The 22829-nt window shown below is 60.7% G+C and carries 16 protein-coding genes; 6 read left to right on the top strand and 10 right to left on the bottom strand.

What is annotated here, in order from left to right:
• The first annotated feature begins 48 nt into the window (after window positions 1-48).
• Genes ABIB48_RS00725 through ABIB48_RS00715 form a run of 3 tightly spaced genes read left to right on the top strand, consistent with a single transcriptional unit; the run spans window position 49 to window position 4204 of the window.
• Complete coding sequence (locus ABIB48_RS00725) at window positions 49-2670, top strand: DNA gyrase/topoisomerase IV subunit A (RefSeq protein ID WP_110106088.1); 2622 nt, start codon at window positions 49-51, stop codon at window positions 2668-2670.
• 49 nt (window positions 2671-2719) lie between these two features.
• A complete protein-coding gene (locus tag ABIB48_RS00720) occupies window positions 2720-3238 on the top strand; it encodes a DinB family protein (protein ID WP_110106087.1) in 519 nt (172 codons plus the stop codon).
• Window positions 3239-3262: 24 nt separating this feature from the next.
• A complete protein-coding gene (locus ABIB48_RS00715) occupies window positions 3263-4204 on the top strand; it encodes a hypothetical protein (protein ID WP_110106086.1) in 942 nt (313 codons plus the stop codon).
• A gap of 476 nt (window positions 4205-4680) precedes the next feature.
• On the opposite strand, the gene ABIB48_RS00710 is transcribed toward ABIB48_RS00715, so the two are convergent.
• The 5 genes from ABIB48_RS00710 to ABIB48_RS00690 form a co-directional block, all read right to left on the bottom strand.
• A complete protein-coding gene (locus ABIB48_RS00710; protein ID WP_354211376.1) occupies window positions 4681-5625 on the bottom strand; it encodes a zinc-binding dehydrogenase in 945 nt (314 codons plus the stop codon).
• Between the two features lie 146 nt (window positions 5626-5771).
• Window positions 5772-6803: a GNAT family N-acetyltransferase gene (locus tag ABIB48_RS00705; protein WP_354211374.1), complete on the bottom strand. Its 1032-nt coding sequence runs from the start codon at window positions 6801-6803 to the stop codon at window positions 5772-5774.
• A 9-nt stretch (window positions 6804-6812) separates the two neighbouring features.
• The gene (gene cydC, locus ABIB48_RS00700) at window positions 6813-10229 is read right to left on the bottom strand and encodes a thiol reductant ABC exporter subunit CydC (RefSeq protein ID WP_354211372.1); all 3417 of its coding nucleotides are present in this window, start codon (window positions 10227-10229) and stop codon (window positions 6813-6815) included.
• Window position 10230: 1 nt separating this feature from the next.
• A complete protein-coding gene (gene cydB, locus ABIB48_RS00695) occupies window positions 10231-11319 on the bottom strand; it encodes a cytochrome d ubiquinol oxidase subunit II (protein WP_110106234.1) in 1089 nt (362 codons plus the stop codon).
• Window positions 11320-11381: 62 nt separating this feature from the next.
• Entirely contained in the window at window positions 11382-12968 is a 1587-nt protein-coding gene (locus ABIB48_RS00690; RefSeq protein ID WP_354211370.1) for a cytochrome ubiquinol oxidase subunit I, read from the bottom strand.
• Between the two features lie 177 nt (window positions 12969-13145).
• Here ABIB48_RS00690 and ABIB48_RS00685 point away from each other — a divergent pair, with 177 nt between their 5' ends.
• On the top strand, window positions 13146-13520 hold the full coding sequence (locus ABIB48_RS00685; RefSeq protein WP_110106081.1) for a BlaI/MecI/CopY family transcriptional regulator: 375 nt from the start codon (window positions 13146-13148) through the stop codon (window positions 13518-13520).
• Window positions 13521-13638: 118 nt separating this feature from the next.
• A complete protein-coding gene (locus ABIB48_RS00680; RefSeq protein WP_315915055.1) occupies window positions 13639-14589 on the top strand; it encodes a M48 family metalloprotease in 951 nt (316 codons plus the stop codon).
• 69 nt (window positions 14590-14658) lie between these two features.
• Here ABIB48_RS00680 and ABIB48_RS00675 read toward each other — a convergent pair whose 3' ends face one another.
• The gene (locus ABIB48_RS00675) at window positions 14659-16779 is read right to left on the bottom strand and encodes a DNA gyrase/topoisomerase IV subunit B (RefSeq protein ID WP_110106079.1); all 2121 of its coding nucleotides are present in this window, start codon (window positions 16777-16779) and stop codon (window positions 14659-14661) included.
• A gap of 188 nt (window positions 16780-16967) precedes the next feature.
• On the opposite strand from ABIB48_RS00675, the gene ABIB48_RS00670 reads away from it, so the two are divergent.
• Window positions 16968-17192 (top strand): DUF7455 domain-containing protein, encoded by a 225-nt coding sequence (locus tag ABIB48_RS00670; protein WP_110106078.1) that lies wholly within the window; start codon window positions 16968-16970, stop codon window positions 17190-17192.
• A gap of 240 nt (window positions 17193-17432) precedes the next feature.
• On the opposite strand, the gene ABIB48_RS00665 is transcribed toward ABIB48_RS00670, so the two are convergent.
• From ABIB48_RS00665 to ABIB48_RS00650, 4 genes are all read right to left on the bottom strand, one after another.
• Window positions 17433-18707 (bottom strand): RNA polymerase sigma factor, encoded by a 1275-nt coding sequence (locus ABIB48_RS00665; RefSeq protein ID WP_110106077.1) that lies wholly within the window; start codon window positions 18705-18707, stop codon window positions 17433-17435.
• Window positions 18708-19008: 301 nt separating this feature from the next.
• The gene (locus ABIB48_RS00660; protein ID WP_354211366.1) at window positions 19009-20307 is read right to left on the bottom strand and encodes a DUF4192 domain-containing protein; all 1299 of its coding nucleotides are present in this window, start codon (window positions 20305-20307) and stop codon (window positions 19009-19011) included.
• Between the two features lie 117 nt (window positions 20308-20424).
• A complete protein-coding gene (locus ABIB48_RS00655) occupies window positions 20425-21783 on the bottom strand; it encodes an MFS transporter (RefSeq protein ID WP_354211364.1) in 1359 nt (452 codons plus the stop codon).
• A 4-nt stretch (window positions 21784-21787) separates the two neighbouring features.
• Entirely contained in the window at window positions 21788-22753 is a 966-nt protein-coding gene (locus ABIB48_RS00650; RefSeq protein ID WP_110106074.1) for a proteasome assembly chaperone family protein, read from the bottom strand.
• Window positions 22754-22829: the final 76 nt, after the last annotated feature.

The following is a 22829-nucleotide window of genomic DNA, read 5'->3' as shown; positions in this document are numbered from 1 at the left end:
CGTGCATGCCACCCGCAACACCCAGTTAGAAAAGGAATCACCGCCACCATGGCCAAGCGCCAACCCCCTGCAGCAGATGACTTCGTTGAGAACATTGTTGACATTGATGTTTCCAATGAGATGGAAAGTTCCTTCCTGGAGTACGCCTATTCGGTGATTTACTCCCGTGCGCTCCCCGATGCGCGGGACGGTCTGAAGCCTGTGCAAAGGCGCATTCTGTACATGATGACCGAGATGGGTCTGCGCCCGGAAAAGGGGCATGTGAAAAGTGCCCGCGTGGTGGGCGAGGTCATGGGCAAGCTGCACCCGCACGGTGACTCGGCCATTTACGACACCATGGTGCGCATGGCGCAGGACTTCTCCTTGCGCCTGCCCCTCATTGACGGCCACGGCAACTTTGGCTCGCTCGACGACGGCCCCGCCGCCCCCCGCTACACCGAGGCCCGGCTGGCCGCGGCGGCCCTGACCCTGACCGGCAACCTGGATGAAGATGTTGTGGACTTTGTGCCCAACTATGACAACCAGATGATGCAACCCTCCGTACTCCCGGCCGCTTATCCGAATCTTCTGGTCAACGGGGCCAGCGGTATCGCTGTGGGTATGGCAACCAACATGGCCCCGCACAACCTGGTAGAAGTCATTGCCGCAGCCAGGCACCTGATTGAGCACCCGGACGCCACTCTTGAGGACGTCATGGCCTATGTGCCGGGTCCCGATCTGCCCTCCGGCGGGCGCATTGTGGGGTTGCAGGGTATTCGCGATGCGTACGCAACGGGCCGCGGTTCCTTCAAGATGCGCGCCAAGATCGCCGTTGAACAGCTTTCCCCACGCAAGGTGGGCCTGGTAGTCACCGAACTGCCGTACCTGGTGGGCCCGGAAAAGGTCAGGGAAAAGCTCAAGGACGCCCGCAATAACAACAAAGTAGTGGGCGTGGCAGATTTCATTGATCTCTCCGACCGCAAGCATGGGCTGCGTCTGGTCATTGAAATCAAGAACGGCTTCAACCCCGCCGCGGTCATGGAGCAGCTATACAAGTTCACACCGCTGGAGGAGTCCTTCGGCATCAACAACGTGTGCCTGGTGGACGGTCAGCCGCAAACTCTGGGTCTACTGCCGCTACTGCAGGTCTTTGTCAGCCACCGTATTGACGTGGTTCGCCGCCGCACAGCCTTCCGTCTGGGCAAGAAACAGGCCCGCCTGCACATTGTCGAGGGCATGCTCATTGCGATCGTGGACATTGACGAGGTCATCCAGATCATCCGCACCTCGGATGAAGTGGCCAATGCCCGCGAACGGCTCATGGCCGTCTATGACCTCTCCGAGATTCAGGCCAACTACATTCTTGACCTGCAACTGCGCCGCCTGACGCGTTTTTCCATGGTGGAGCTGGAATCCGAGCGGGACGATCTACGCCGCGAAATTGCCGCCCTTGAGGAAATTCTGGCCTCAGAAGAGGTTCTGCACCGGCTGGTTTCCGATGAACTCGGCGAGGTTGCCGCCAAGCATGGCACCCCCCGGCGAACTGTGCTGTTGGAATCAGAGGCCCTGGCACCGTCCGTGGCGAAGGCACTGGCCGCCGGCCTTGGCTCCAAAGCTGGCAAGGCCGCCCCGTTAGCCCTGGAAATTGCCGACGACCCCACCTGGGTGTTGCTGAGCGCCACGGGCCAAATTGCCCGGACGGCCACAGCGGATCCGCTCGTGGAATCAGGGGGCCGCAGCAAGCATGATGTGTTCACCTCGGTATTCAAAACCACTGCCCGCGCAGAAATTGGCGCCCTGACCTCGCTGGGACGGATGCTGCGCCTGCAAGTGGTTGATATGCCGGTGCTGCCGCCCACCGCGGCCCTGCCCAACTTAGCTGGTGGGGTGCCCGCCAAGGACTTCATCACCTTAACCAAGGGTGAAACACTGGTGGGCTTTGTGCCGTTGAACGCCGTCTTTGCGGTGGGCACGGCGGCGGGCGTGGTTAAACGGGTCACACCCGAGTACCCGCTGAACCGCGATGAGTGGGAGTACATCTCGCTCAAACCCAAGGACTACGTGGTGGGTGCCGGGATTTCCACGGAACACGAGGACCTGGTCTTCATCACCCGCGGTGCCCAGCTGCTGCGCTACAGTGCAGCCAATGTCCGTCCGCAGGGGCGGACCGCCGGTGGCATGGCCGGGATCAAGCTGGGGGCCAATGACGCCGTACTTTCCTTCGGGGTCCTTTCCCCTGCCGATCCGGACGCCGTGGTGGTGACGGTCTCGGGTGGGCAGGACGCTTTGCCGGGAACACCCTCGGGCTCGGCCAAGGTCACCGCACTCTCCGAGTATCCGAGCAAGGGACGTGCCACGGCCGGTGTGCGTGCACACCGGTTCTTGAAGGGCGAGGACCACCTGTTGGTGGCATGGGCAGGTCATGGCCCGGCGAAGGCCTCCTCAAGTTCTGGCGTGGCGCGGGCACTTCCCGTAGAACACGGGCACCGGGACGGTTCAGGTGTCCCGTTGACCGCTGGCATTGACCTGCTCGGTCCCAGTATTTCCACGCACGACGCCGGCCTGCCGCCAACCCTGCCCGCGGCCCCTCCCACAGTGAGTAGCCCGGCAACGGCACCGCCACCACCACTGCGTGATCCCAAACCCATCCCAGACTCCACCCAGGAAGCGTTTGAACTGCCGTTGGACTGATGCCGACGCATTTGCGCACCCCGCCATGGCCCCAGCCTAGACTGGGGCCATGGCAATCATTCCTGATGACAAAGATTGGACCTGGGTCTTGGATCGCCCCTGTCCTGAGTGTAATTTCAGTGCGTCAAAGGCCACTCCTGCAACGGCTGCAACCATGGTGCCCGCGCTGCTGCCTCGGTGGGAGGCAGCACTCCAGCGTGCCGGTGCCGAGGAACGCAGTGACCCTGGCAAATGGTCGGTGCTGGAATACGGCGCCCATGTTCGGGACGTCTTTGAGGTGTTCACCTCGAGGCTGGAACTCATGCTCCGTGAGGACAACCCCACCTTTGCAAACTGGGACCAAGACCAGGCCGCTCTTGACGGCAACTATGAGGCACTGGATCCGGCCGAGGTAGCAGCAGATCTTACCCAGAACGGTCTCGATGCGGCAGCCGCCTTTGGTGCTGTCACACCAGAGCAGTGGGACCGCAGAGGGCGCCGCAGCAACGGGTCAGAGTTCACCGTAGTCACAATCAGCGGCTACTTCCTGCACGATCTGGTCCACCACTTGCATGACATCGACGCCTGAACCGCCGGACGCAGGGAGCCCCAGATGCATCTTCACAGGAGGGACTTCACTCCGCCGCCGCCGAACCTGACAGATCAGGCATCGTTGCAACGAACATACCGCTACCTGCGGCTGGGCGTTGGCGGAACTGTGGTGCTCATTTTTGTTGCCGTCGCCGTCGCCATGGTCCAGGTGGGGGTGTTGTCCTCGGTCAGTGCCTACTTCTACACACCGGCCCGCACCGTTTTTGTGGGTGCCTTGATTGCTGCGTCACTGGGATTGCTGGCCATTTCCGGTACGGGACTCGAGCGGGCCCTGCTGGTCGCGGCCGGGTTGCTGGCACCCCTGATCGCTCTCGTCCCAACACCCCTGATCCCAGGATCAGTTCCAGGGATCGCCATCGATTGCGTGCCGGGGAACAGCTGTGTGCCCTCTGCTTACCGTCCCGACGTTGCGAATGGAATCTCCACCTACCTTGTAGTCAGTGTGGTCATGGTGGTTGCCGCGTTCTTCATTTTCAAGGGTCGCAACCACGAATTTCAGGCCGTCCGGAGCTCGCTGCTGGCGGCGAGCGGTCTGCTGCTCTTGGTGGCACTGATGTGGGTGTTGGCCCGGGAAGCGTTCCTGCAGTACACACACGTCACGGCCGCGATCGTGTTCTTCCTTGCGATCGGTACCGTTGCCGTGGCCAAAGCCTTCGAACACCACCACGGCATCCGGCCCACTAAGGAGTATCAGCGGCTGTACTGGCTCATTGCCGCAGGTTTCCTGCTCGACGCCGTGGTTGCCATTGCCGTCATCTCCGGCGGCTGGCTTGAAGCTTTAGCGGTGCCCCCGGTTCTGGTCTGCGAACTCGTAGCTCTGGCCCTGTTCCTGCTGTACTGGATTTTGCAATCTTTCCCCCGGTGGGATGCGCAGAACCCGGAACTGGTCTTCCCCGGTTCACTCATTGCGGCGAAGATGGGTCAACAGGGCCGCTCTCTGTGAGTGGCCCGCAGGGCCGCGCAATGTGAGGTACTCCATTCCTTGTGCACCTCCGTTGCCGCTAGGGAGGAACCCGGTACGGGACGCCGTGGTGATGATGCAGTAGTGATGCAGGCTTCCGGTTCCTTGAAGGGATTGGTGTCAGTGGGTGATTCAACCAAGACAAGGTGTGTCAAGGATCTGGGACGTTGCTTATGTGTTCCGGGATTATGCGTCCATACCGAACCCATCATCATGCGCCGTTTCCCGTGGGCGAAGGCTGGTCTCGGGCCAGAGCTGGATCAAGTAGTGCTTGCCTGGGGGTGCGGCGAGCCTGTATCCGCCGTAGTCCTCACCTCGGCCCCGCCAGCCACCGGGCCGGTGTTCAAGACGTGGTAGACCGGGGAGGGGTCAAGCAGGGGCCAGAAAAAATTGGTGGTGGCAAGCCTCCGCCGCCAATTCTTCTTGTCCTCCCTTTCTGGCTTGCACGCGAACAGCAGCTACGGCGTGAGCAGGACCTTGATGGCCCGCCGCTCATCCATGGCGCGGTAAGCTTCCGCCGCGTCCGCCAGTGGAAGCGTGAGGTCAAATACCCGCCCGGGGTTGATCTTCCGTGCCCAGATCAGCTCGATCAGTTCGGGCAGGAAACGGCGCACGGGTGCGGGCCCGCCATGCAGGTGAATGCCGGAGAGGAATAGTTCCTGGCCGGAGAGTTCCACGTCGTGGGAGACACCGACATAGCCGACATGCCCGCCGGGGCGGGTGGCGCGAATGGCCTGCATCATGGACTCCTGGGTGCCGACGGCTTCGATGACCGAATGTGCCCCGTACCCGCCGGTGAGTTCCTTGATGCGGGCCACGCCTGCATCCCCCCGTTCGGTGACAATGTCTGTGGCCCCAAACTCGCGGGCCATCTCCTGCCGGTCGGCGTGCCGTGACATGGCAATGATTCTCGTGGCACCGAGTTGACTGGCCGCGAGAATACCGAGCAGGCCGACGGCGCCGTCCCCAACCACCAACAGCAACGGGACCAAATAGGCGTCGGGCACGCCCGGCGTAGCTACCAAGGTGCTGTCCGTCCAGGGGATGCGAGCGTATTCGGCCTGCGTGCCAATCCCACCCATACCCACTCCATGAACACACCGAGATTGGTAGCAGGCCTGGCAAGTCTCGCACGTATTGTCCGAGGCCATGAAGGAACCCACAACGAAATCGCCCGGTTTGGTGTTTTTGACGTCCGCGCCGATTTCCGCCACCACACCCACATATTCATGGCCCATGGGAGCGTCGTGTACCTCGTGGGCGCCGCGGTAGGGCCATAGGTCCGATCCACAGACGCAGCTCGCGGTCACCTTGATGAAGGCGTCGGTAGCCTCAACAATGGTGGGGTTCTCACGTTCGGCGACGCGGAGATCGCCGGGGGCGGCCATGATGACTGCGCGCATGGTGGTTTCCTTCTTGCGAAGTGGCTTGGTCTGCCCTTCAAAGACACCACTGCTTGCGATAGTGCAAAAGACGCTGGTAGCAGTGAATTGCGCGGAACGCGCACAGGCCAGCGTAACCAGGCCCTTGGTAGCCAGATCCCAACTAGTCAGGTCCCGAGTAGTTTGTCCCAGACCATGCTGCGGCGCACCGGCTGGTAGCCCATGCTCTCATACAACCTGAGAGCTCCAGAGGGGTTCTCCGTGTCCACATCCAGTGCGGCACGGTCCAAACCTGCTTGCACAAAACGTGTCATGGCGTCGGCCAGCAGTGCCGGGGCGATCCCGCGCCCGCGCCACTCCCGGCGCACACCGAGCAGTTCGGTGTACCCCTCACCGCCATGCCCGGGACGTAAATCCCCCGGGTCAACCGTTACCAGCTGGTATCCGGCTACTTCACCGGTGGTGCTGTCCACGGCAACCGTACACAAGTCTTGGCGCAGGTGTTCGTGCCGCATTTCAACGGCCCACCGTTCCCGAGTGCGCGGCTCAGAACCCCAATGATCAGCGAAGGCCTCATTATGCGCCAGCCGCACAGCCTCGCTGAGCTCATCGGTCAACAGCGTGATGGTGATCCCCTCAGGAGCCTGCACGGCAGGCAGGTCAAGCAACGGCCGTTGCATCTGCGAGTAGTACCTCACCACAGAGTAACCGGCACCGGCAAGCAAGGCCCGTTGCCCCACATTGTCCTCTTCTACGTGGTTGCGCACCTTGGGTACCCGCGGATCGGGGGCTTGAACGTTGTCGAGGACCAGAGCGCCGTCAAGCGCAAAGCGTGCGGCAGCCTGTGCTTCCTGCCAGGCAAGCAAGGCCGCCCCCACGCCGCGCCGGCGCCACAGCGGATCCACGCCGCCTTGGACATTGGCTTTGTCCCCGGCAGGGTTCTTGCTCACACCGGCGTAAGCGCGCAGCACGCCGTTAGCGTCCACACCAACCAGAGCATTTTCCGCCACGGGATTGCCCGGATCGGCCAGTGCAGCCTCCAGCTCGGAACGTTGGGCATGCCACGGCGCATTTTCAAACGCCGCAATGCGCTTAACAAGACCCAGCCAAGCATCCACATCGCCTATAAGCGGTGGACGGAACACCAGCCCATCAGCATGCGGGAGGGGAATATTCGTGCCGGAGGGTTCCTCAATCATCCTCTCAGCCTAAAGGTGAGCACCCGCGCCTTCCAACACAGGCTCCCCCAACCGAAGGTGAGTATCGGCACGTTGGGCAAGGTCGTCGTCGTGCGTCACCAGCACCACGGCGGCACCGCTCAGAGCCGTACGCAAATCATCTATCAGCTCGGCGCCCTCGTCTTGGCCCAGGTGTGCTGTGGGCTCATCGAGAAGTACCACGTCGGCCCCCGCCACGAGCGTGCGGGCCACCGACACGCGGGTCCGCTGTCCGCCGGAGAGGTGGTGCCCACCGGGCCCCACCCGAGTGTCCAGTCCCAGCGGCAGCTCAGCGAGCCACGGGCCCAGCCCCACCGTGTGCAGGACGGCGCGCAGCTGCTCCTCATCAGGGGGTGATGTTGCCGGGCGAGCCAACGCCAAGTTCGAGCGCAAAGTGGAGTTGAACAAGTAGGCGTCCTGCGGGCACCAGGCGATCTTGGTCAGGGTCTTTGGCTCAGCGGGGCGGTTGTTGATCAAATAATGCCCTGATTCATTTTTCAAGAAGCCCAACAACACTGCCAGAAGGGTCGACTTCCCGGAGCCCGAGGCCCCGCTGATGCTCCACCACTTTCCGCGCTGAGCTGTCCCGCTCAAGCCTTCAAAAACAGTGTGCTCGGAGTTGGGGTAGCGGGCACTGATGTTCTCCACCTCAAGCGTCTGCACTTCAAACTTCGGCGCGTCAATCTTCTGCACGTCTTGGCGCCGCACGGCTTCGCCAGGAACAGAACCCACCTGCTGCGAGAATGTCTCAGCAGGGGCCTCCTTCGCGACTTGGACTGTGACGGGAGCATCCAGTAAAGGAAGTGTCCGGCTCATCAAGGCGGCGAGGGCCGGAAGAGAACTGACTGCTTCTATGTATTGGCCCAGCGGCTCAGCCAAGGCAAGCATGAGCAGTGCCGCCACGGCGGCGGCACGGGGGTCAACACCAGCCACAATTGCGCTCAGGGCAGCCGCAATGGCGGCCAGGGAGGTCAACAAGCTGACAAAGCCCTGGCCTAGACCGTCAGCCCCTGCCAGCCGGCGCAGCGGCTTGGCCACAGCAGCATCGGCGTCCCTGAACCGCTGAGCCGCAATGGCACCCACGCCGTTGGCGCTCAAATCGCCGGCAGCGGCAAACAAGGTGGTGGCACGTTCGGCCAACCACACCCGGTGAACAGCAGCCGCGGCCGAGGCGCGCCGCTGGGCGGCAAGTACCAGAACAGGCAGCAGTACCAGTACCAAAACACCCAGTATCAGGACAACGCCGGCAGCTTGCGGAACCAGCAAGAACACGGTCAACAGCACCGCACCATAAGAGATCAATGCCGAAGGGATGGGTACCACGGCGCGCGGCACGGCGTCGCGCAGTTCATCAACGTCCGCCACCAACGTTCCCAGGGCGCCGCCCGATCGGGTGAGCCTGCCCCAGTGCACCACAGAGGAACCCAGTGAGTCCCACAGTTTCAGGCGCAGTTCTGTGGCCCAGCGGAATACTGCATCATGAGTCAGTAGCCGTTCACAATAGCGCAGCAGCGAGCGGCCAATGCCGAAGGCACGGACACCCACAATGAACGTCATCAGGTACAGAATTGGCGGCTGCGCGGAGGCCCACACAATGAGCCATCCGGAAATCCCTGACAGGGCTGCTGCGCTGAGCGTGGCCAGTGCCGAAACTAAAACTCCGGCGGCAAATCGTGGTGAGCGCAGGGGCAGGTGACGCATGTGCCGCCACTGAAAACGCGCCACAGGAACAGCTACTTCGCCTGTATCCACGGCAGCCAAGCCATCGGAAACTTCCACAACATCCACAGACTCCACTATGTTGAGCCCGGAGTCCGGACCGCTGGCGCACAAGAGTGTGCCTAGGAGCTGATCGTGAGTTGCAACAACCACTGCCACGCTCCCCCGCAGCCGGGCAAGTTCCCTCCTCACGGCGTGGGCGGAGACGGGGTCAAGATGGGCTGTGGGCTCGTCAAAGAGCGCCAGTTCCACGGCCGGATCCGCAGCAATCCTTGCTAGGGCGCGGGCTACGGCTACCCGACGCAGTTCCCCAGGGCTGCATTCCAGCACTGGACGGTGGAGTAGATGTGCGGCATTGACAGCAGTCAGTGCCGCCACGATGGCGCTGTGGCTGAGGCCCTGGTTGTGAGGAACGCTGGCGTACAGGGCCACTTCCTGAGCCACCGTGGCCTCAGTAAAAGCCGGGTGCTGAGAGACAAAAACGATGGCTGCCGGGTTCCGGATGGCAAGTTCGCCACCAAGGCGTGCCGCACCGGGACCTGTCAGCGGCAGTAAACCTGCCAGCGCGGCAAGGATGGTGGATTTTCCAGTTCCGCTAGGTGTTGCCAACACCAGCGCTTCGCCGGGGGCAAGACTGGCGGTGAATCCGGAAACGGCGGCTTCGGTGCGATCTGGATAGCTGACGGTGAAGTTGTTGGCCTCAAGTACCACGTCCGCGGCGGCCGGTGCCTGGATCGGCTGGGAGGGCGAGGCTGCGCCGAGAATTTCCGTGGAACGGCGCAAGGCCTCCACTCCGTCCTCGCTGCCGTGGTGGGCTGCGCCCAGATCGCGCAGCGGCCGGAAGCACTCCGGGGCGAGCATGAGCGCCAGCAGACCTGCTTCCAAGTCCATGGAACCACTCACCAGCCGCACACCGATGAACACGGCAACTACGGCAACAGAAATGGTGCTGATGAGTTCCAGCGCCATGGAGGAGAGAAAGGCGGTGCGCAAAGTGGCCATGGTGGATTTGCGGTAGCCCTCGCAAACGTCCTCCAGTGCCTTGCGTTGAGCGCCGGCGCGGCGCAGGCCCACCAGGACGGGAAGTCCGCGGGCCAGTTCCAGCAGATGGTTCGAGAGCCTGTCCAGGCCGTTGGCAGCCTGTTCCACCCGCTCCTGGGTGTGGAAACCGATCAGGATCATGAACACCGGCACCAGCGGCAAGGTCAGGGCTACGATCAGGGCACTGACCCAGTCTGAGATGAGAATTTGCAGGCCGATCGCCAGCGGCAGCACCGCACAGCTGACAAGTGCAGGCAGGTACGTGGCAAAGTAGTTATCCAGACCGTCCAGTCCACGGCTGGCCAGCATGCCTTCGGCCCCGACGGCCCCACCCTGACCGCCATTGCGCGGGTCAAGGCGGTGGGCCACGAGGTTGGCGCGCAATTCTTCCTTGGCACCGAGCGCTGCGCGGCGGGCTAGAATGGACGCTCCCCACACGGCTGCGCCCAGAAGGATGGCGCCCACACTCCCCTGCACCAGCAACTTGGTGCCATCCAGCGCCTCATGACCAGCCCATTGGGCCAAGGCATGGGCCAGAGCACCCAGGCCCAGAACCAGGGCAACGGCCTTCAGGGCAGCCAAGCCACCCAGACCGGCCAGAGCCAGTTTGGTTGAATTACCAGGAGGGAGTGTGGGGCGCATGCTCATACTAGGAATCTCCGCCAGTTGTGGTGTGCTCGAAGTGGGGCTCGCTGGTGGATCCAACAGAAACGTATCCGACGGCGGGACCAAACTCGTGCGGTTCGGGCAGGTGAGCCACGGTGATGCGCTTGCGGAAGATCCAGTACGTCCACGCTTGGTAGGCCAACACCAGCGGGACTCCCACGGCCGCCACAATGGACATCAGGCCCAGCGTGTAGCTTGAGGAAGACGCGTTCTCCACTGTCAGGTTCCACAGCGGATCCAGCGTGGACGGCAGCACTACGGGGTAGGCGGCGCTGAAGATCGCGGTAGCACCTGCAAGCAGGAACCCGCCCATGGCCAGGAAGCTGAGGCCTTCACGGCCTGCCTTGTTGGCCATCCAGGAAGCTACGGCGCACGCAACGGCTACGGCGATCAAAAGCCAGCTAAACCATTTGCCGTTCTCCAGGGCCACCGCAATGGCCCACACCGCCATCGGCGCCAGTCCCACAGGCATCCACCGGCCCACCAATCGGCGGGCGCGGTGGCGAATGTCGCCGTCGGTCTTCAGGGCAACAAACGCTGCGGCGTGGATGATAGCGAAGCCCACTACGGCGAGCCCACCAATCACGGCGTACCAGGTGAACCAGGCGAAGGGCCCTCCTACGCGGTCGCCATTCGCGTTCAGCGGCAGGCCGGTGGTGGTCAAGGCCAGCATGGCACCGATGCCGAAGGCAGCAACGAAGGAGCCTAGGGCGATGGCCCAGTCCCAGACCGTCCGCCACATATCGGAGTGGACTTTGCCCCGGTATTCAAAGGCCACGGCGCGGAAGATCAGCGCTATCAGCACGAACACCAGGGGAATGTACAGTGCCGAGAACAGCGAGGCATACCAGAACGGGAATGCGGCGAAGGTGGCGCCGCCGGCAGTGAGCAGCCACACCTCGTTGCCGTCCCAGACAGGCCCCACGGTGTTGAGCAGGACACGGCGTTCCTTTTCGCCGCGGGCGAAGGTCTTCATGAGTATGCCAACACCCAAATCGAATCCTTCAAGGAAGAGGTAGCCGATCCACAGCACGGCAATCAGTATGAACCACAAAGTGGGAAGAAAATCCATCATTAGTCCTTTGGCTTCAGCAGCAAGTCAGGGGCGCGGGCACGGTGTTGGTGCCCTGGAGGTCAGTACGCGAACGCAAGCACATCGTCGTCCGCTTCCCCGCCTGGGCCGGTGCCGCCGTCGTCCGTCTTTTTGGTCTGGTCCAGTTCCGGCATGGCCGAGACCACGCCGCCGCGGATGTACTTGGTCAGCAGGACCACTTCCACTACCAGCAGCACGGCGTACACGGTGGTCAGTGCCACGAGGGAGAAGATCACCTCGCCGGCCGAGACGCCAGGGGAAACGGCCGAGGCGGTGAACATGAACACTTGATCGATGCCGCTCATGGACGGGTTGGGTGCCACCACGAAGGGTTGGCGGCCCATTTCGGTGAAGATCCAGCCGGCGGCGTTGGCGCCAAAGGGCGCAAGGATGCCGATCAGGGCAAGGCGCATCAGGGCCTTGGACTTGGGAACGGTGCCCTTGCGGGTGGCCCACAGGGCTACGGCAGCGGCGGCCGCAGCAAGCCCGCCAAAGCCGATCATCATGCGGAAGCCCCAGTAAGTGACGGGCATGACCGGAACGTAGTTGATCTCTTGGCCGGCCCGGTCACCGTACATCGGATCATCGGGAAGGTACTTGCCATATTTGGCCTGGTACTCGGGTACCAGAGTGTTCACGCCCTTGATCTCGGTGGTGAAGTCGTTGTGAGCCAGGAAGGAGAGCAGGCCTGGTACTTCCATAACGGCCACAACCTCGGAGCAGTCGCGGCTTCCAACGTCACCAAGGGACAGGATGGAGAAACTGGTTCCGTCATGGCAGGCAGCCTCGGCGGCTGCCATCTTCATGGGTTGCTGCTCAAACATCAGCTTTCCTGACAAGTCACCGGAGACGGCGGACCCGGCAAAAGCGATCATTGCAACCACGGCACCGAAGCGCAGTGATTTGATCCACACCGAATGATCCTTCTTGTCTCGGCCCGGTATGGTGGCTGATTCGCCCACAATGACCCGTCCCGTGGCATCCACGGTGTCAATGCCGTCCTTGCGGCGGCGCCACAGCTGGTACCAGGAGATACCGAGGAGGAAGCCGCCGGCCACGGCCATAGCGCCAGTAATGGTGTGGAAGAAGGCCACGAGTGCGGTGTTGTTGGTGAAGACAGCCCAGGCGTCCACCATGACGGGGCGCCCGTTGAGCATTTCCACACCTACGGGGTGCTGCATCCAGGAGTTCGCCACGAGGATGAAGTATGCCGAAACAATGGATCCTGCAACGGCGATCCAGAGGCAGGCCAAGTGAATGCGTGGGGGAAGCTTCTTCCAGCCGAAGATCCACAGGCCCAGGAAGGTTGATTCAACGAAAAAGGCCAGCAGGGCTTCCATGGCCAGGGGCGCCCCGAACACGTCACCGACGAAGCGGCTGTATTCGCTCCACGCCATGCCGAATTGGAACTCCTGGACGATTCCGGTGGCCACGCCCATGATGAAATTGATCAGGAAGAGCTTGCCCCAGAACTTTGTCATGCGCAGATAGGCTTCGTTGCCGGTTTTGTGCCAGCGTGTCTGCAAAATGGCCACCAAAGTACCCAAGCCGATGGTCAGCGGCACCATTAGGAAGTGGTACACGGTCACTATTCCGAACTGCCACCTGGCAATGTCCAGAGCTTCCACTATGTTTCCCCTCGTCCATGAAAAATATTCAGACTATCCAGCACGTTCTACATCTTGTAGAACTTCTATTTCTACCTTGTGTAGAACATTGCTGTCAAAAGCTGTATATTTAGTGATGTACGTATATTTGGCGTACTCTTACGTGTTTTGATGACTGCAGTGAAGTAGAGGATTTGAATGGCAACGCTTGGGGATTTGGAAAGAGCTGTCATGGACCTGCTGTGGGAGCATCAGGAAGCCATAACAGCTAATATTCTGCGGGATTTACTCTCGCAGCGGACCACGGATGACAATGCAGAGTCACGCCCGTTGGCCGTCACCACAGTGCTGACGGTGCTGTCCAGGCTGGAAAAAAAGGGCCTGGTTGAGCGCGAAAGGGCTTCACGACCGCACCGCTACCGCGCTGTCACAAGTCGCGAAGAACACACCGCAGAACTCATGCTGGAAGTATTGGGCTCCGCCCCGGACCGCGAAGCCGTTTTGGCGCGATTCATCGGTACCGTCAGTCCCGGCGAGGCCCAGACACTGCGCACCCTTCTGGGACGTCCCTAACATTTGCATCTACTAAGCGCACTTGCCACGCCCAGTGCTTGACAGAGCTCGTTGAGCGCACTGGTGGAGCCCACTGGCGCAGTACCCTGTGCAAGCCAGAGACGGTAAGTTGTAGAACATGTTCTGGACCTCCTGGTTCCTTGCCGCCTTGGCTATAGCCTTGGCGTGGCCGGTGCCTGTTTTTCTTTCCCGCGCGGCATGGCCTGCCCGGGCACCTTTTGCCGCCATGGTGTTGTGGCAGTCCATAGCCCTTGCTGGTGGCCTGTCCATGATTGGGGCCATGCTTTGCTGGGGTTTGGTGCCCCTGGGTGAGAACCTGGCCAGCGGGCTGCACGGACTGGCCCGGATCTTGCTGGGCCGGGATTCCCTTGACACGCTGGGATTAATCCACGCTTTTGCACTCAGTGCGGCGGCCCTACTCTCAGCCCATTTGGTCTTCACGCTGTGGCTGACCTACTACCGCATCCAGCGCCAGCGCAGCAGGCACCGGGACCTGTTGAACCTGCTCAGTTCACCGTCAACCGACCGTCCCGACACTCTCGTCATCAATCATCAGGCTCCTGTTGCATATTGCCTGCCAGGGGGCTCACGCTCCGTTACCGTGCTCTCAGAGGGGCTCCTTGAGTTGCTCTCACCTGAGGAGTTGCATGCGGTTCTGCTCCATGAGCAGACTCATCTGTTACAGCGCCACCACCTGCTGTTGTGGGCCTTCGCCGCATGGCGTTCGGCACTTCCTTGGCTACCCACCTCGAAGCTGGCCCAGCAGGCGGTTTCGTCCCTGATTGAGATCATGGCCGACGACGTAGCCTTGCGTTCCGTGGACAAGGCCACCTTGGTCACGGCCATCGCCTTGGTGGCCAGCGGTTCAGCCCAGCTGCCTGCCGATACGCTGATGGCGGACAACGCAAGCCAAATCGACACGCCCACCACCACCTCGGCCCGCCTGAGTAAATTGTTGGCCCCCGCCCCAGCCCTGGCCACGGGCCGCCAGGTACTGATCATCGCCGGGGCGCTCATGCTCCTGGCCATTCCCACAGCCCTCCTGCTGGTTCCCGGCATTCTGGCCTAGAGCGGCGCAGGGCGCCTTAATGCCAGGTGGTGCGAGCCGCTGCGGGGTTGGGGCTAGTGCAAGGTGGGGCTAGGCGTCAATGCGTCCCTGATCCAACTGTTCACTACCGGCAACAATGAATTCCTTGCGGGGCGCCACCTCTGAACCCATGAGAAGTTCAAACGTGTGCTCGGCACGGTCGGCGTCGGCGCTTGTGACCCGTCGCAGCATCCTATGGCGAGGATCCATGGTGGTTTCGGCCAACTGGTCAGCGTCCATCTCGCCCAGACCCTTGTAGCGCTGAATAGGGATCTTGTGGCTCTTTCCTGCCTTTTCCAGCTTGGCGAGGAGCTTATGCAGTTCGTTCTCAGAGTAAATGTAGATCATTTCATTGGCTTTGGCGCCTGCGTTGATGACCTCCACCCGGTAGAGCGGCGGAACAGCGGCATACACATTTCCGGCATCGACCATGGGGCGCATGTAACGGAAGAACAAGGTCAATAGGAGTGTCCGGATATGTGCGCCGTCAACGTCAGCATCCGTCATCAGGATCACCTTCCCGTAACGTGCTGCGGCCAAGTCAAAGCTGCGTCCTGAGCCGGCTCCAACCACCTGGATTAGGGCTGCGCACTCGGCGTTGGCCAGCATGTCTCCCACCGAGGCCTTTTGCACGTTCAGGATCTTGCCTCGGATGGGCAGCAGAGCCTGGAAATCGGAGGATCTGGCCATTTTGGCCGTACCCAGTGCGCTGTCCCCTTCCACAATAAAGAGCTCGCTCTTGGCTACATCGGTGCTGCGGCAATCCGCCAGCTTGGTGGGTAGGGAGGATGTTTCCAAGGCGTTTTTGCGCCGCTGGGTTTCTTTGTGGACCCGGGCGGAGATGCGTGACTTCATTTCTGAAACCACTTTTTCCAACAGCTGCGCGGACTGGATTTTTTCCCCGCGTGCCGTGGAGTCGAGTTTTTCCTTGAGCGCCTTCTCCACTACCTTGGCCACAATGGCTTTGACGGCCGGGGTCCCCAAAATTTCTTTTGTCTGGCCTTCGAACTGGGGCTCTGCCAGCCGGACCGTCAGGACGGCCGTCAGACCGGCCATAACATCGTCCTTTTCGATCTTGTCGTTGCCTGCCTTGAGCTTTCGCGCATTGGCCTCAATGACCTTGCGGAACGTTTTGAGCAGCGCCTGCTCAAAGCCTTCCTGGTGCCGGCCACCTTTGGGTGTGGCAATGATGTTCACGAAGCTGCGCATGGTGGTCTCGTAGCCCACCCCCCAGCGCAAAGCAATATCCACCTCGCAATCGCGTTCCATCGCAGTGCTTTCCAGACGCCCCTCCGCGTTGAGAACGGGAACGGTTTCGGTGAAGGTGCCATGACCTTGCAGACGCCAAATATCCGTGACCGCCCCGCCAACGGAGAGGAAGTCAACAAACTCGGACAGGCCGCCGTCGTGGTGGAAGATCTCCTCATGCGTGGCAAACTCCCCCGGTGTCCCAGCGAGGCGGCGTTCGTCAATGACTTTGATTTTCAAGCCCGGCACCAGGAAGGAGGTCTGCCGTGCACGTGCCACAAGTTCGTCGTAGGAGAACTTGGCATCCGCTGTGAAGATCTGCCGGTCCGCCCAGTACCGAATCCTGGTGCCTGTCACCCCGCGCTTGGTGGTGCCCACAACATCGAGGCTGGAGGCCTCGGTAAAGGGCGCAAAAGCCACATCAGGGCTGAGGGACTTTCCGGGGTCTTTAAAGTGGCCCGGTTCCCCGCGACGGAAGCTCATTTGGTAGGTTTTTCCACCACGATCCACCTGGGCGTCCATGCGTGAGGACAAGGCGTTGACAACACTGGCACCCACACCGTGCAGACCACCAGAAGCAGCGTAGGAACTTCCACCAAACTTGCCTCCGGCGTGAAGTTTCGTCAGAACAACTTCCAGACCCGTCAGCCCGGTCTTAGGCTCCACATCCACGGGAATGCCGCGGCCGTCGTCATGCACTTCCACCGAGGAATCCTTGTGCAGGATGACAGTGATGTTTTGACCGTATCCGGCCAGCGCCTCATCCACGGAGTTATCGATAATCTCCCACAAGCAGTGCATGAGACCGCGAGAGTCGGTGGACCCGATGTACATGCCGGGACGCTTGCGCACAGCCTCCAGCCCCTCCAGGACGGAGAGATGGCGTGCGCTGTAATCGGAACTTTGGCGTGCCACTGTGGACATACTCCTTCAAGGTTTGCTTGGCCTAACAATTACTAAGGTTAATGGCTGGCGCGGCGTTGTGGTTACAGGCTGGCCGGGCCAAGAGACTTCCATCGGGATACGCGGTTAGCGAAAGTACCCCACGTCGATGGAAGCACAGCGCCCCATTGGTGGTTGTATAAGTACAAGAACTTATTAAGGAGGCCATCATGACCACCACGACCGTCAGCAACCTAGAACTGACTACCCTTGACCGTTGTGACCGTTGCGGCGCACAAGCTTATGTGCGAGTAACATTGGAGTCCTCCGGCGGTGAGCTGCGTTTTTGCGGCCACCACGCCCGGGCAGTAGAAGCTACTTTGAAGCCTCTCGCTTCGCAGTGGCACGACGAGACCAACCGCCTGCACGAAAAGGCGCCCGTTTCGATCGACTAGGACACCTGCCTGAACAGAATCGGTATAAGAGAAGGGCCCCGGAAGATCCGGGGCCCTTCTCTTATGTCCTCATCCACACCCGGCGCTCACTAGGAGCAGACGGGTGGGCCCACAGTTCCGAGGGCCCCAAGCATCGGCTCGCTTGCGAGCCACAGACCGGGAGCAGACGGGTGGGCCCACAGTTCCGAGGGCCCCAAGCATCGGCTCGCTTGCGAGCCAATGCTTGGGAGGAACTGGGGACTAGTCCAGGTAGTCGCGCAGAACCTGTGAGCGTGACGGGTGGCGCAGCTTGGACATGGTTTTGGATTCGATCTGGCGGATGCGTTCACGCGTCACACCGTAGACCTTGCCAATTTCATCTAAAGTCTTCGGCTGGCCATCGGTCAGGCCGAAGCGCATGGCGACGACGCCTGCTTCACGTTCGGACAGGGTGTCCAGAACTGAGTGAAGCTGTTCCTGCAACAGGGTGAAGGAGACTGCGTCTGCCGGTACCACGGCTTCGGAGTCTTCAATCAAGTCACCGAACTCGGAGTCACCGTCTTCACCCAGCGGGGTATGAAGGGAGATGGGCTCGCGACCGTACTTTTGAACTTCAACAACCTTTTCAGGAGTCATGTCCAATTCCTTGGCCAGTTCCTCAGGTGTGGGTTCGCGGCCCAAATCCTGCAACATCTGGCGCTGCACGCGTGCCAGCTTGTTGATGACTTCTACCATGTGCACCGGGATGCGGATGGTACGAGCCTGATCCGCCATTGCGCGGGTAATGGCCTGACGGATCCACCAAGTGGCGTAGGTGGAGAACTTGAAGCCCTTGGTGTAGTCGAACTTCTCGACGGCACGGATCAGGCCCAGGTTTCCTTCCTGGATCAGATCCAGGAAGAGCATTCCGCGGCCGGTGTAGCGTTTGGCCAGGGATACCACTAGGCGCAGGTTAGCTTCCAACAGGTGGTTCTTGGCAATGCCACCGTCGTGGACAATGCGGTCCATGTCGCGCCTGAGCTGCGCGTCCATGGCCTCGCGGCCCTCTTTGAGCTTTTCAGTGGCGAAAAGTCCTGCTTCAATGCGCAGAGCCAGGTCAACTTCCTGCTCAGCGTTGAGAAGGGCAACTTTACCGATTTGCTTGAGGTAGTCCTTAACAGGGTCAGCCGTAGCGCCTGCGGACATGACTTGCTGCACGGGGGCGTCATCATCATCAGAGTCCGAATATACGAATCCGGTACCTGTGGCGACGGGACGTTCCTTCGCAGTTTCTTCCTGCTCGTCTTCATCCATCGGATCTTCGGCGGCAGCCTCTTCTTCAATCTTGGCCTTGCCGCGGCGGGCCGGAGCGGCCTTCTTGGGTGCAGCCGTGGCACCAGTAGCGGGCTCTGCGCCAGCAGCCTCGGCTGCGGCTGCTTTCTTTGCAGCCATGGTGGCAGCACGCTTCTGTGCTGGCGTCAGGGGCACGGTTGCTGACGAGGTGGGATCCTCAGTCTCCTTAGTTGTGGAGACGTTGCTCTTAGCAGTAGCAGACACAGAAAACCTTTCTTACGGCGGTCTGTGGAGTTACCGTCGGGCAACACCACTATGACCCTGTCAAGTCCGCGCTGGTAAGCGCATCACATTTTCTTGAAGGGTCACAGGGTATAACTCCCCGCAACACGGCATTGTTCCCGCCGTCCGAATGATTTTTATCTTCGGCACAATCAACTAAAAATGAATGCATCAACACGGACCCCACCGGGTCTTGCATTCAGTGTCTCACGATTTTGCACTACCATCTTGCGCACGCCACGCTCTAGGGCGATGCTGGTGTGCAATAAAGATCACAACCCGCTTATGCGGCCTCGTCGAGATCAGTTTCTTTGTCCTGGTTGTCTCGGTGCCAGGCAGTTTTTGGATTCCTGGCGCACTCGGCAACGTGACCGGCGGAAAGTAGTTGCTCAAGAAGGGACGCTAATCGGTACCCGGGCTGGTAGTCCATGCAGGCCTGGAAATATTGTCCAGCCCAGCTGCCCCGGCCCTTGCACCATTGGATCCATCCCAAAATGCACAGCACGGGCGCTTTGTCAGTGTCATCACTGGCCTGTGCCAGAAATTGCAAGAAGCGCTCCGCCTTGTCAAGCCGAGCCCAATCTAGGACGCGAGGCTCCTCGCCCGGGATTCTGGGCTCACTTGCTCCGATGAGGATATTGCTGAAATTGTAGGCCGCCTCAACTAGGTGATCATCGCTGAGGCAATCAACGTTCAAAGGCCGCCCGGCAGCTTGATTTCCACCGTACCAATTCTTGGCCACCATAATCGGTTCCGTGTCTGGCCCCACCAAACTCATACCAGCGGCACCTGCCAGAGCATACTCGGCGGTGGTGGCGAGGAGCACCATGACGGCGTCACGCGCACTGTGATTGGCCAGCCCGGCGAGCAGGAAGGCACACATGTGTGGATCTGGCGGTTTTGGCCATAGTTCCAGACTGAACGCCCACGCCTGCAAGGTGGCCGTCAATTGCTGCACCCCACACCCATTAATGACCATGCTCCCCGCTAGAATTTCACCGCCAACGACGCCGGCGGCGGCCACTGAGGCAGCAAACTCCGGGTCTCTCACCGCTATTAACTCACGCACTTGTTCCATGGGGGCCCGCCCCACTACGCTGCCGCGAAAGATGAATTCGGCGTTGACAAAGCTTTCTTTGATGCAGAGATTCTCTTTTCCTGGCCACGGGCAGCACCGGGCGTCCGTGCATTCGAGGGATCGCCAGTGCTCCGTACCAATAAACCATGCGTCCCTCACGGGCAGTCCTTGCGCTTCGAACGCCTTGCGCAATGCCTTGTATAACTGCGCTTGAGGCAGCCCGCCGGGCACGCGCCAATCTTGTCTACCGAAAATAGCAATTAAAGAACCATCGGCGCCCTTGTCATTAGCGAGCTGGGTCGCTGCGATGGCGGCAAAGCGCCCGACTTCCTTGCCACTGGTTGAATCGGGTGGAAGGTCAAGACGCATGGTGGCTCGCAGCTTCTTGCCCAGCATGGAAATGGCGACAATGCTGGCATCGGGCCAGTACCCCACCATGTGAGGAATGAATGCCAGGAGGTCTTCGCCGGCACTGACTTTGATGGTTTCTAGTGGTTTATTCATGGTCCAAGACTGGTCCCCAGGTGATCTGGATTCCAGAGCGCTGACCGCAAACCGCTCAATCTGTGGATAACAGGCGCTTTGGTCAGCAAGCCCGTGGTGAACTTCTCACAGTGGCGGCTAGGACTTGCGGTGGTTCTTCTCATCACGGCGTTCGGCTTTGTACTGCTGCTGGCGGCGGCGGCTATCGGCTAGGACAACGCGCAGCGGCGGAACCACTGCTCCGCGCTCGGCCATGGTTCGCCGTACTTTTCGGCGGCTAGTAATGACGGCGGCAATGCCGATTCCGAGAACAATGAATTGGAAAGAGAACGCAACCCGGAACGCATCGAGAGAATACAACCCCTCCGGGGAAAAGCCCGTTCCATTGAGCAGGTCAAGAATCAGCCCCACCATATACATGGTCACCAACGCTGCGAAGAAACCACCCACATTCACAATGCCAGTGGCCGTGCCCACCCGGTGGGAGGGGTTAAAGGTCCGGGCAAAATCAAAAGCGATCATCGAAGCGGGCCCGCCCACTGCCAGCACCAACACCAACACCACTAACAGCCACAACGGGGAGGGCCCGGACTGCAGCAACACGGCAGCCCAGACGGCGACGGTGGCAAAGGTCACAGCCAGCACCATGGTGGAGCGGCGTAGCGGATGTTTCCCCACCCAGCTGCCCAGGAAGGGACCGCACACGATCCCGACCACAACGAACAGGCTCAGCAGTACGCTGGCTGTGCCAGTGTCCAGGCCCTGACCCGAGACCAAGAAGGGGTATCCCCAGGTGAGTACAAAGACCGTGCCGGAAAATTGGGTTGCGAAGTGGCTCCACATGCCCAGCCTTGTACCGGGCTGCCGCCAGGCGGTGGCCAGGTCTGACATTGATTCCTTCAAGCCCCGCTGCGAGGAAGCACTCACTGCGCCCAGGGGCGCGTTGCGCACTAGCGCAAAAGCGAGCACACAGGCCAGTACTCCCAGGGCGGCTAAGCCCGCGAAGGCCGGGCTCCACCCGGCGGCATGGAGCACAAAAGCAAAAGGGGCAATGCTGATGAGCTGCCCAAATTGACCCAGCTGACCTGTCAGCTGGGTCAGGAGAGGAACTTTTCGTGTAGAGAACCAGAAGGGAACGAGCCGGATCACGGCAATGAAGGTCATGGCGTCACCGGCACCAACAAAGATTCTCCCCACAACACCTGCGGGAATGGAGGAAGCAGCCGCCAATTGCAGTTGCCCCACGGCCATCAGGGCAGCGCCTGTGGCAATCATGATGCGGGGACCGAACCTGTCAACGAGGACGCCAACCGGGATTTGCAGCCCGGCATATACAACGAGCTGGATCACCGTGAAGGCAGATAGAGCCGCCGCAGTGGCCCCAAATCGGTCAGTGGCCACCAGACCCGCTACGCCGAAGGAAGTCCTCTGGGTAACGGCAATCAGGTAGGCAAAAACTCCAACACCCCAAACCAACCACGCACGCTTACTATCCACGTATTTAGCTTATGCCACCATCAGGCTCGGCTGTTGCTCCCCCATCCCGGCTAGCCAGGTACGCTTCAACCGCGGCACCCAACTCGTCGGCGTCGGGCAATTCATCATTCTCGCCAGCCAGCAGTGAGCGGCGGGCAGTGCCTTCGCTGTGTTCGTCGTACTGCCTCTCAAGCTTTGTCACAACCCCAGCCACATCGCTGGACGCTTCAACCTGCTCAGTGATTTGGCGCTCAACAGCCCGGCCGGCTTCGCGCAAACGCTCACTGGGAAGCATTAAGGAGGCGGCTGCGCCCAAGTATTCCAAACCGGCCACGGCGGCGGGAGGGTATTCGGCGTCGGATAGATAGTGCGGGACATGGATGGCATAGCCCACCACGTTCCGGCCCGCATCAGTGAGCTTGAACTCAATGACGTGGCCAATGGCGGCCGGGACCTCCATGGTGGCTTTCCATGCTGAAATGCCTTCAATAAGTTCTGGCCGGTTGCCGTGGACAGTGGCCCCTATTGGGCGTGTATGCGGCACGGGCATGGGCACTGAATGCACCCAGGCCACCAGATTCACATCTAAGCGGTCAACGAGTCCAAGAATAGCTTTACTGAACCGCTCCCATTGGAGGTCAGGCTCAGTGCCATAAAGATACAAAAATGGTGTCCCCAAGGCATCCACCATGCGGTGAAGCACCAGGGACGGGGGCCTGTAGTCGCTGAGATGGTCTTCACTAAACGTGATGCGTGGCCGGCGTGAGCGGTAGTCAATGAGCTGGTCAATATCAAAAACTGCCAAGGGTTCGTGGGCCAGATGATCCGCCAGCTCACCGTTGATCTGTGTGACCACGTGACCGGCATCGGAAAATCCGGTGAACGCCATGATCAGGCTCAGACCGGTAAGGTCCTCGGCGGCAAGCAGGTCCTCATTTAGAACATAGAGGGACTCCGGGGTATGAAACGGGGTGTGCTCAAAATTATTCATGCTTTTCCTCAGCTGCTTGTGTCTCTGAACAGCACAACACCGCAGGACCCCTGAATCATTCCGCCTCAGCCCAGGG

The sequence above is a fragment of the Arthrobacter sp. UYCu511 genome, assembly GCF_040547105.1.
GTDB lineage: Bacteria > Actinomycetota > Actinomycetes > Actinomycetales > Micrococcaceae > Specibacter > Specibacter psychrochitiniphilus.
The sequence above is the reverse complement of the archived record's forward strand: the minus strand, read 5'-3'. Positions and strand labels throughout refer to the sequence as shown.

Bases quoted from the DNA above. Each gene is read 5' to 3' on its own strand.
- ABIB48_RS00725 (WP_110106088.1), top strand. From the start codon at position 49: ATGGCCAAGCGCCAACCCCCTGCAGCAGATGACTTCGTTGAGAACATT.
- ABIB48_RS00720 (WP_110106087.1), top strand. From the start codon at position 2,720: ATGGCAATCATTCCTGATGACAAAGATTGGACCTGGGTCTTGGATCGC.
- ABIB48_RS00715 (WP_110106086.1), top strand. From the start codon at position 3,263: ATGCATCTTCACAGGAGGGACTTCACTCCGCCGCCGCCGAACCTGACA.
- ABIB48_RS00710 (WP_354211376.1), bottom strand. From the start codon at position 5,625: ATGCGCGCAGTCATCATGGCCGCCCCCGGCGATCTCCGCGTCGCCGAA.
- ABIB48_RS00705 (WP_354211374.1), bottom strand. From the start codon at position 6,803: ATGATTGAGGAACCCTCCGGCACGAATATTCCCCTCCCGCATGCTGAT.
- cydC (WP_354211372.1), bottom strand. From the start codon at position 10,229: ATGAGCATGCGCCCCACACTCCCTCCTGGTAATTCAACCAAACTGGCT.
- cydB (WP_110106234.1), bottom strand. From the start codon at position 11,319: ATGGATTTTCTTCCCACTTTGTGGTTCATACTGATTGCCGTGCTGTGG.
- ABIB48_RS00685 (WP_110106081.1), top strand. From the start codon at position 13,146: ATGGCAACGCTTGGGGATTTGGAAAGAGCTGTCATGGACCTGCTGTGG.
- ABIB48_RS00680 (WP_315915055.1), top strand. From the start codon at position 13,639: ATGTTCTGGACCTCCTGGTTCCTTGCCGCCTTGGCTATAGCCTTGGCG.
- ABIB48_RS00675 (WP_110106079.1), bottom strand. From the start codon at position 16,779: ATGTCCACAGTGGCACGCCAAAGTTCCGATTACAGCGCACGCCATCTC.
- ABIB48_RS00670 (WP_110106078.1), top strand. From the start codon at position 16,968: ATGACCACCACGACCGTCAGCAACCTAGAACTGACTACCCTTGACCGT.
- ABIB48_RS00660 (WP_354211366.1), bottom strand. From the start codon at position 20,307: ATGAATAAACCACTAGAAACCATCAAAGTCAGTGCCGGCGAAGACCTC.
- ABIB48_RS00650 (WP_110106074.1), bottom strand. From the start codon at position 22,753: ATGAATAATTTTGAGCACACCCCGTTTCATACCCCGGAGTCCCTCTAT.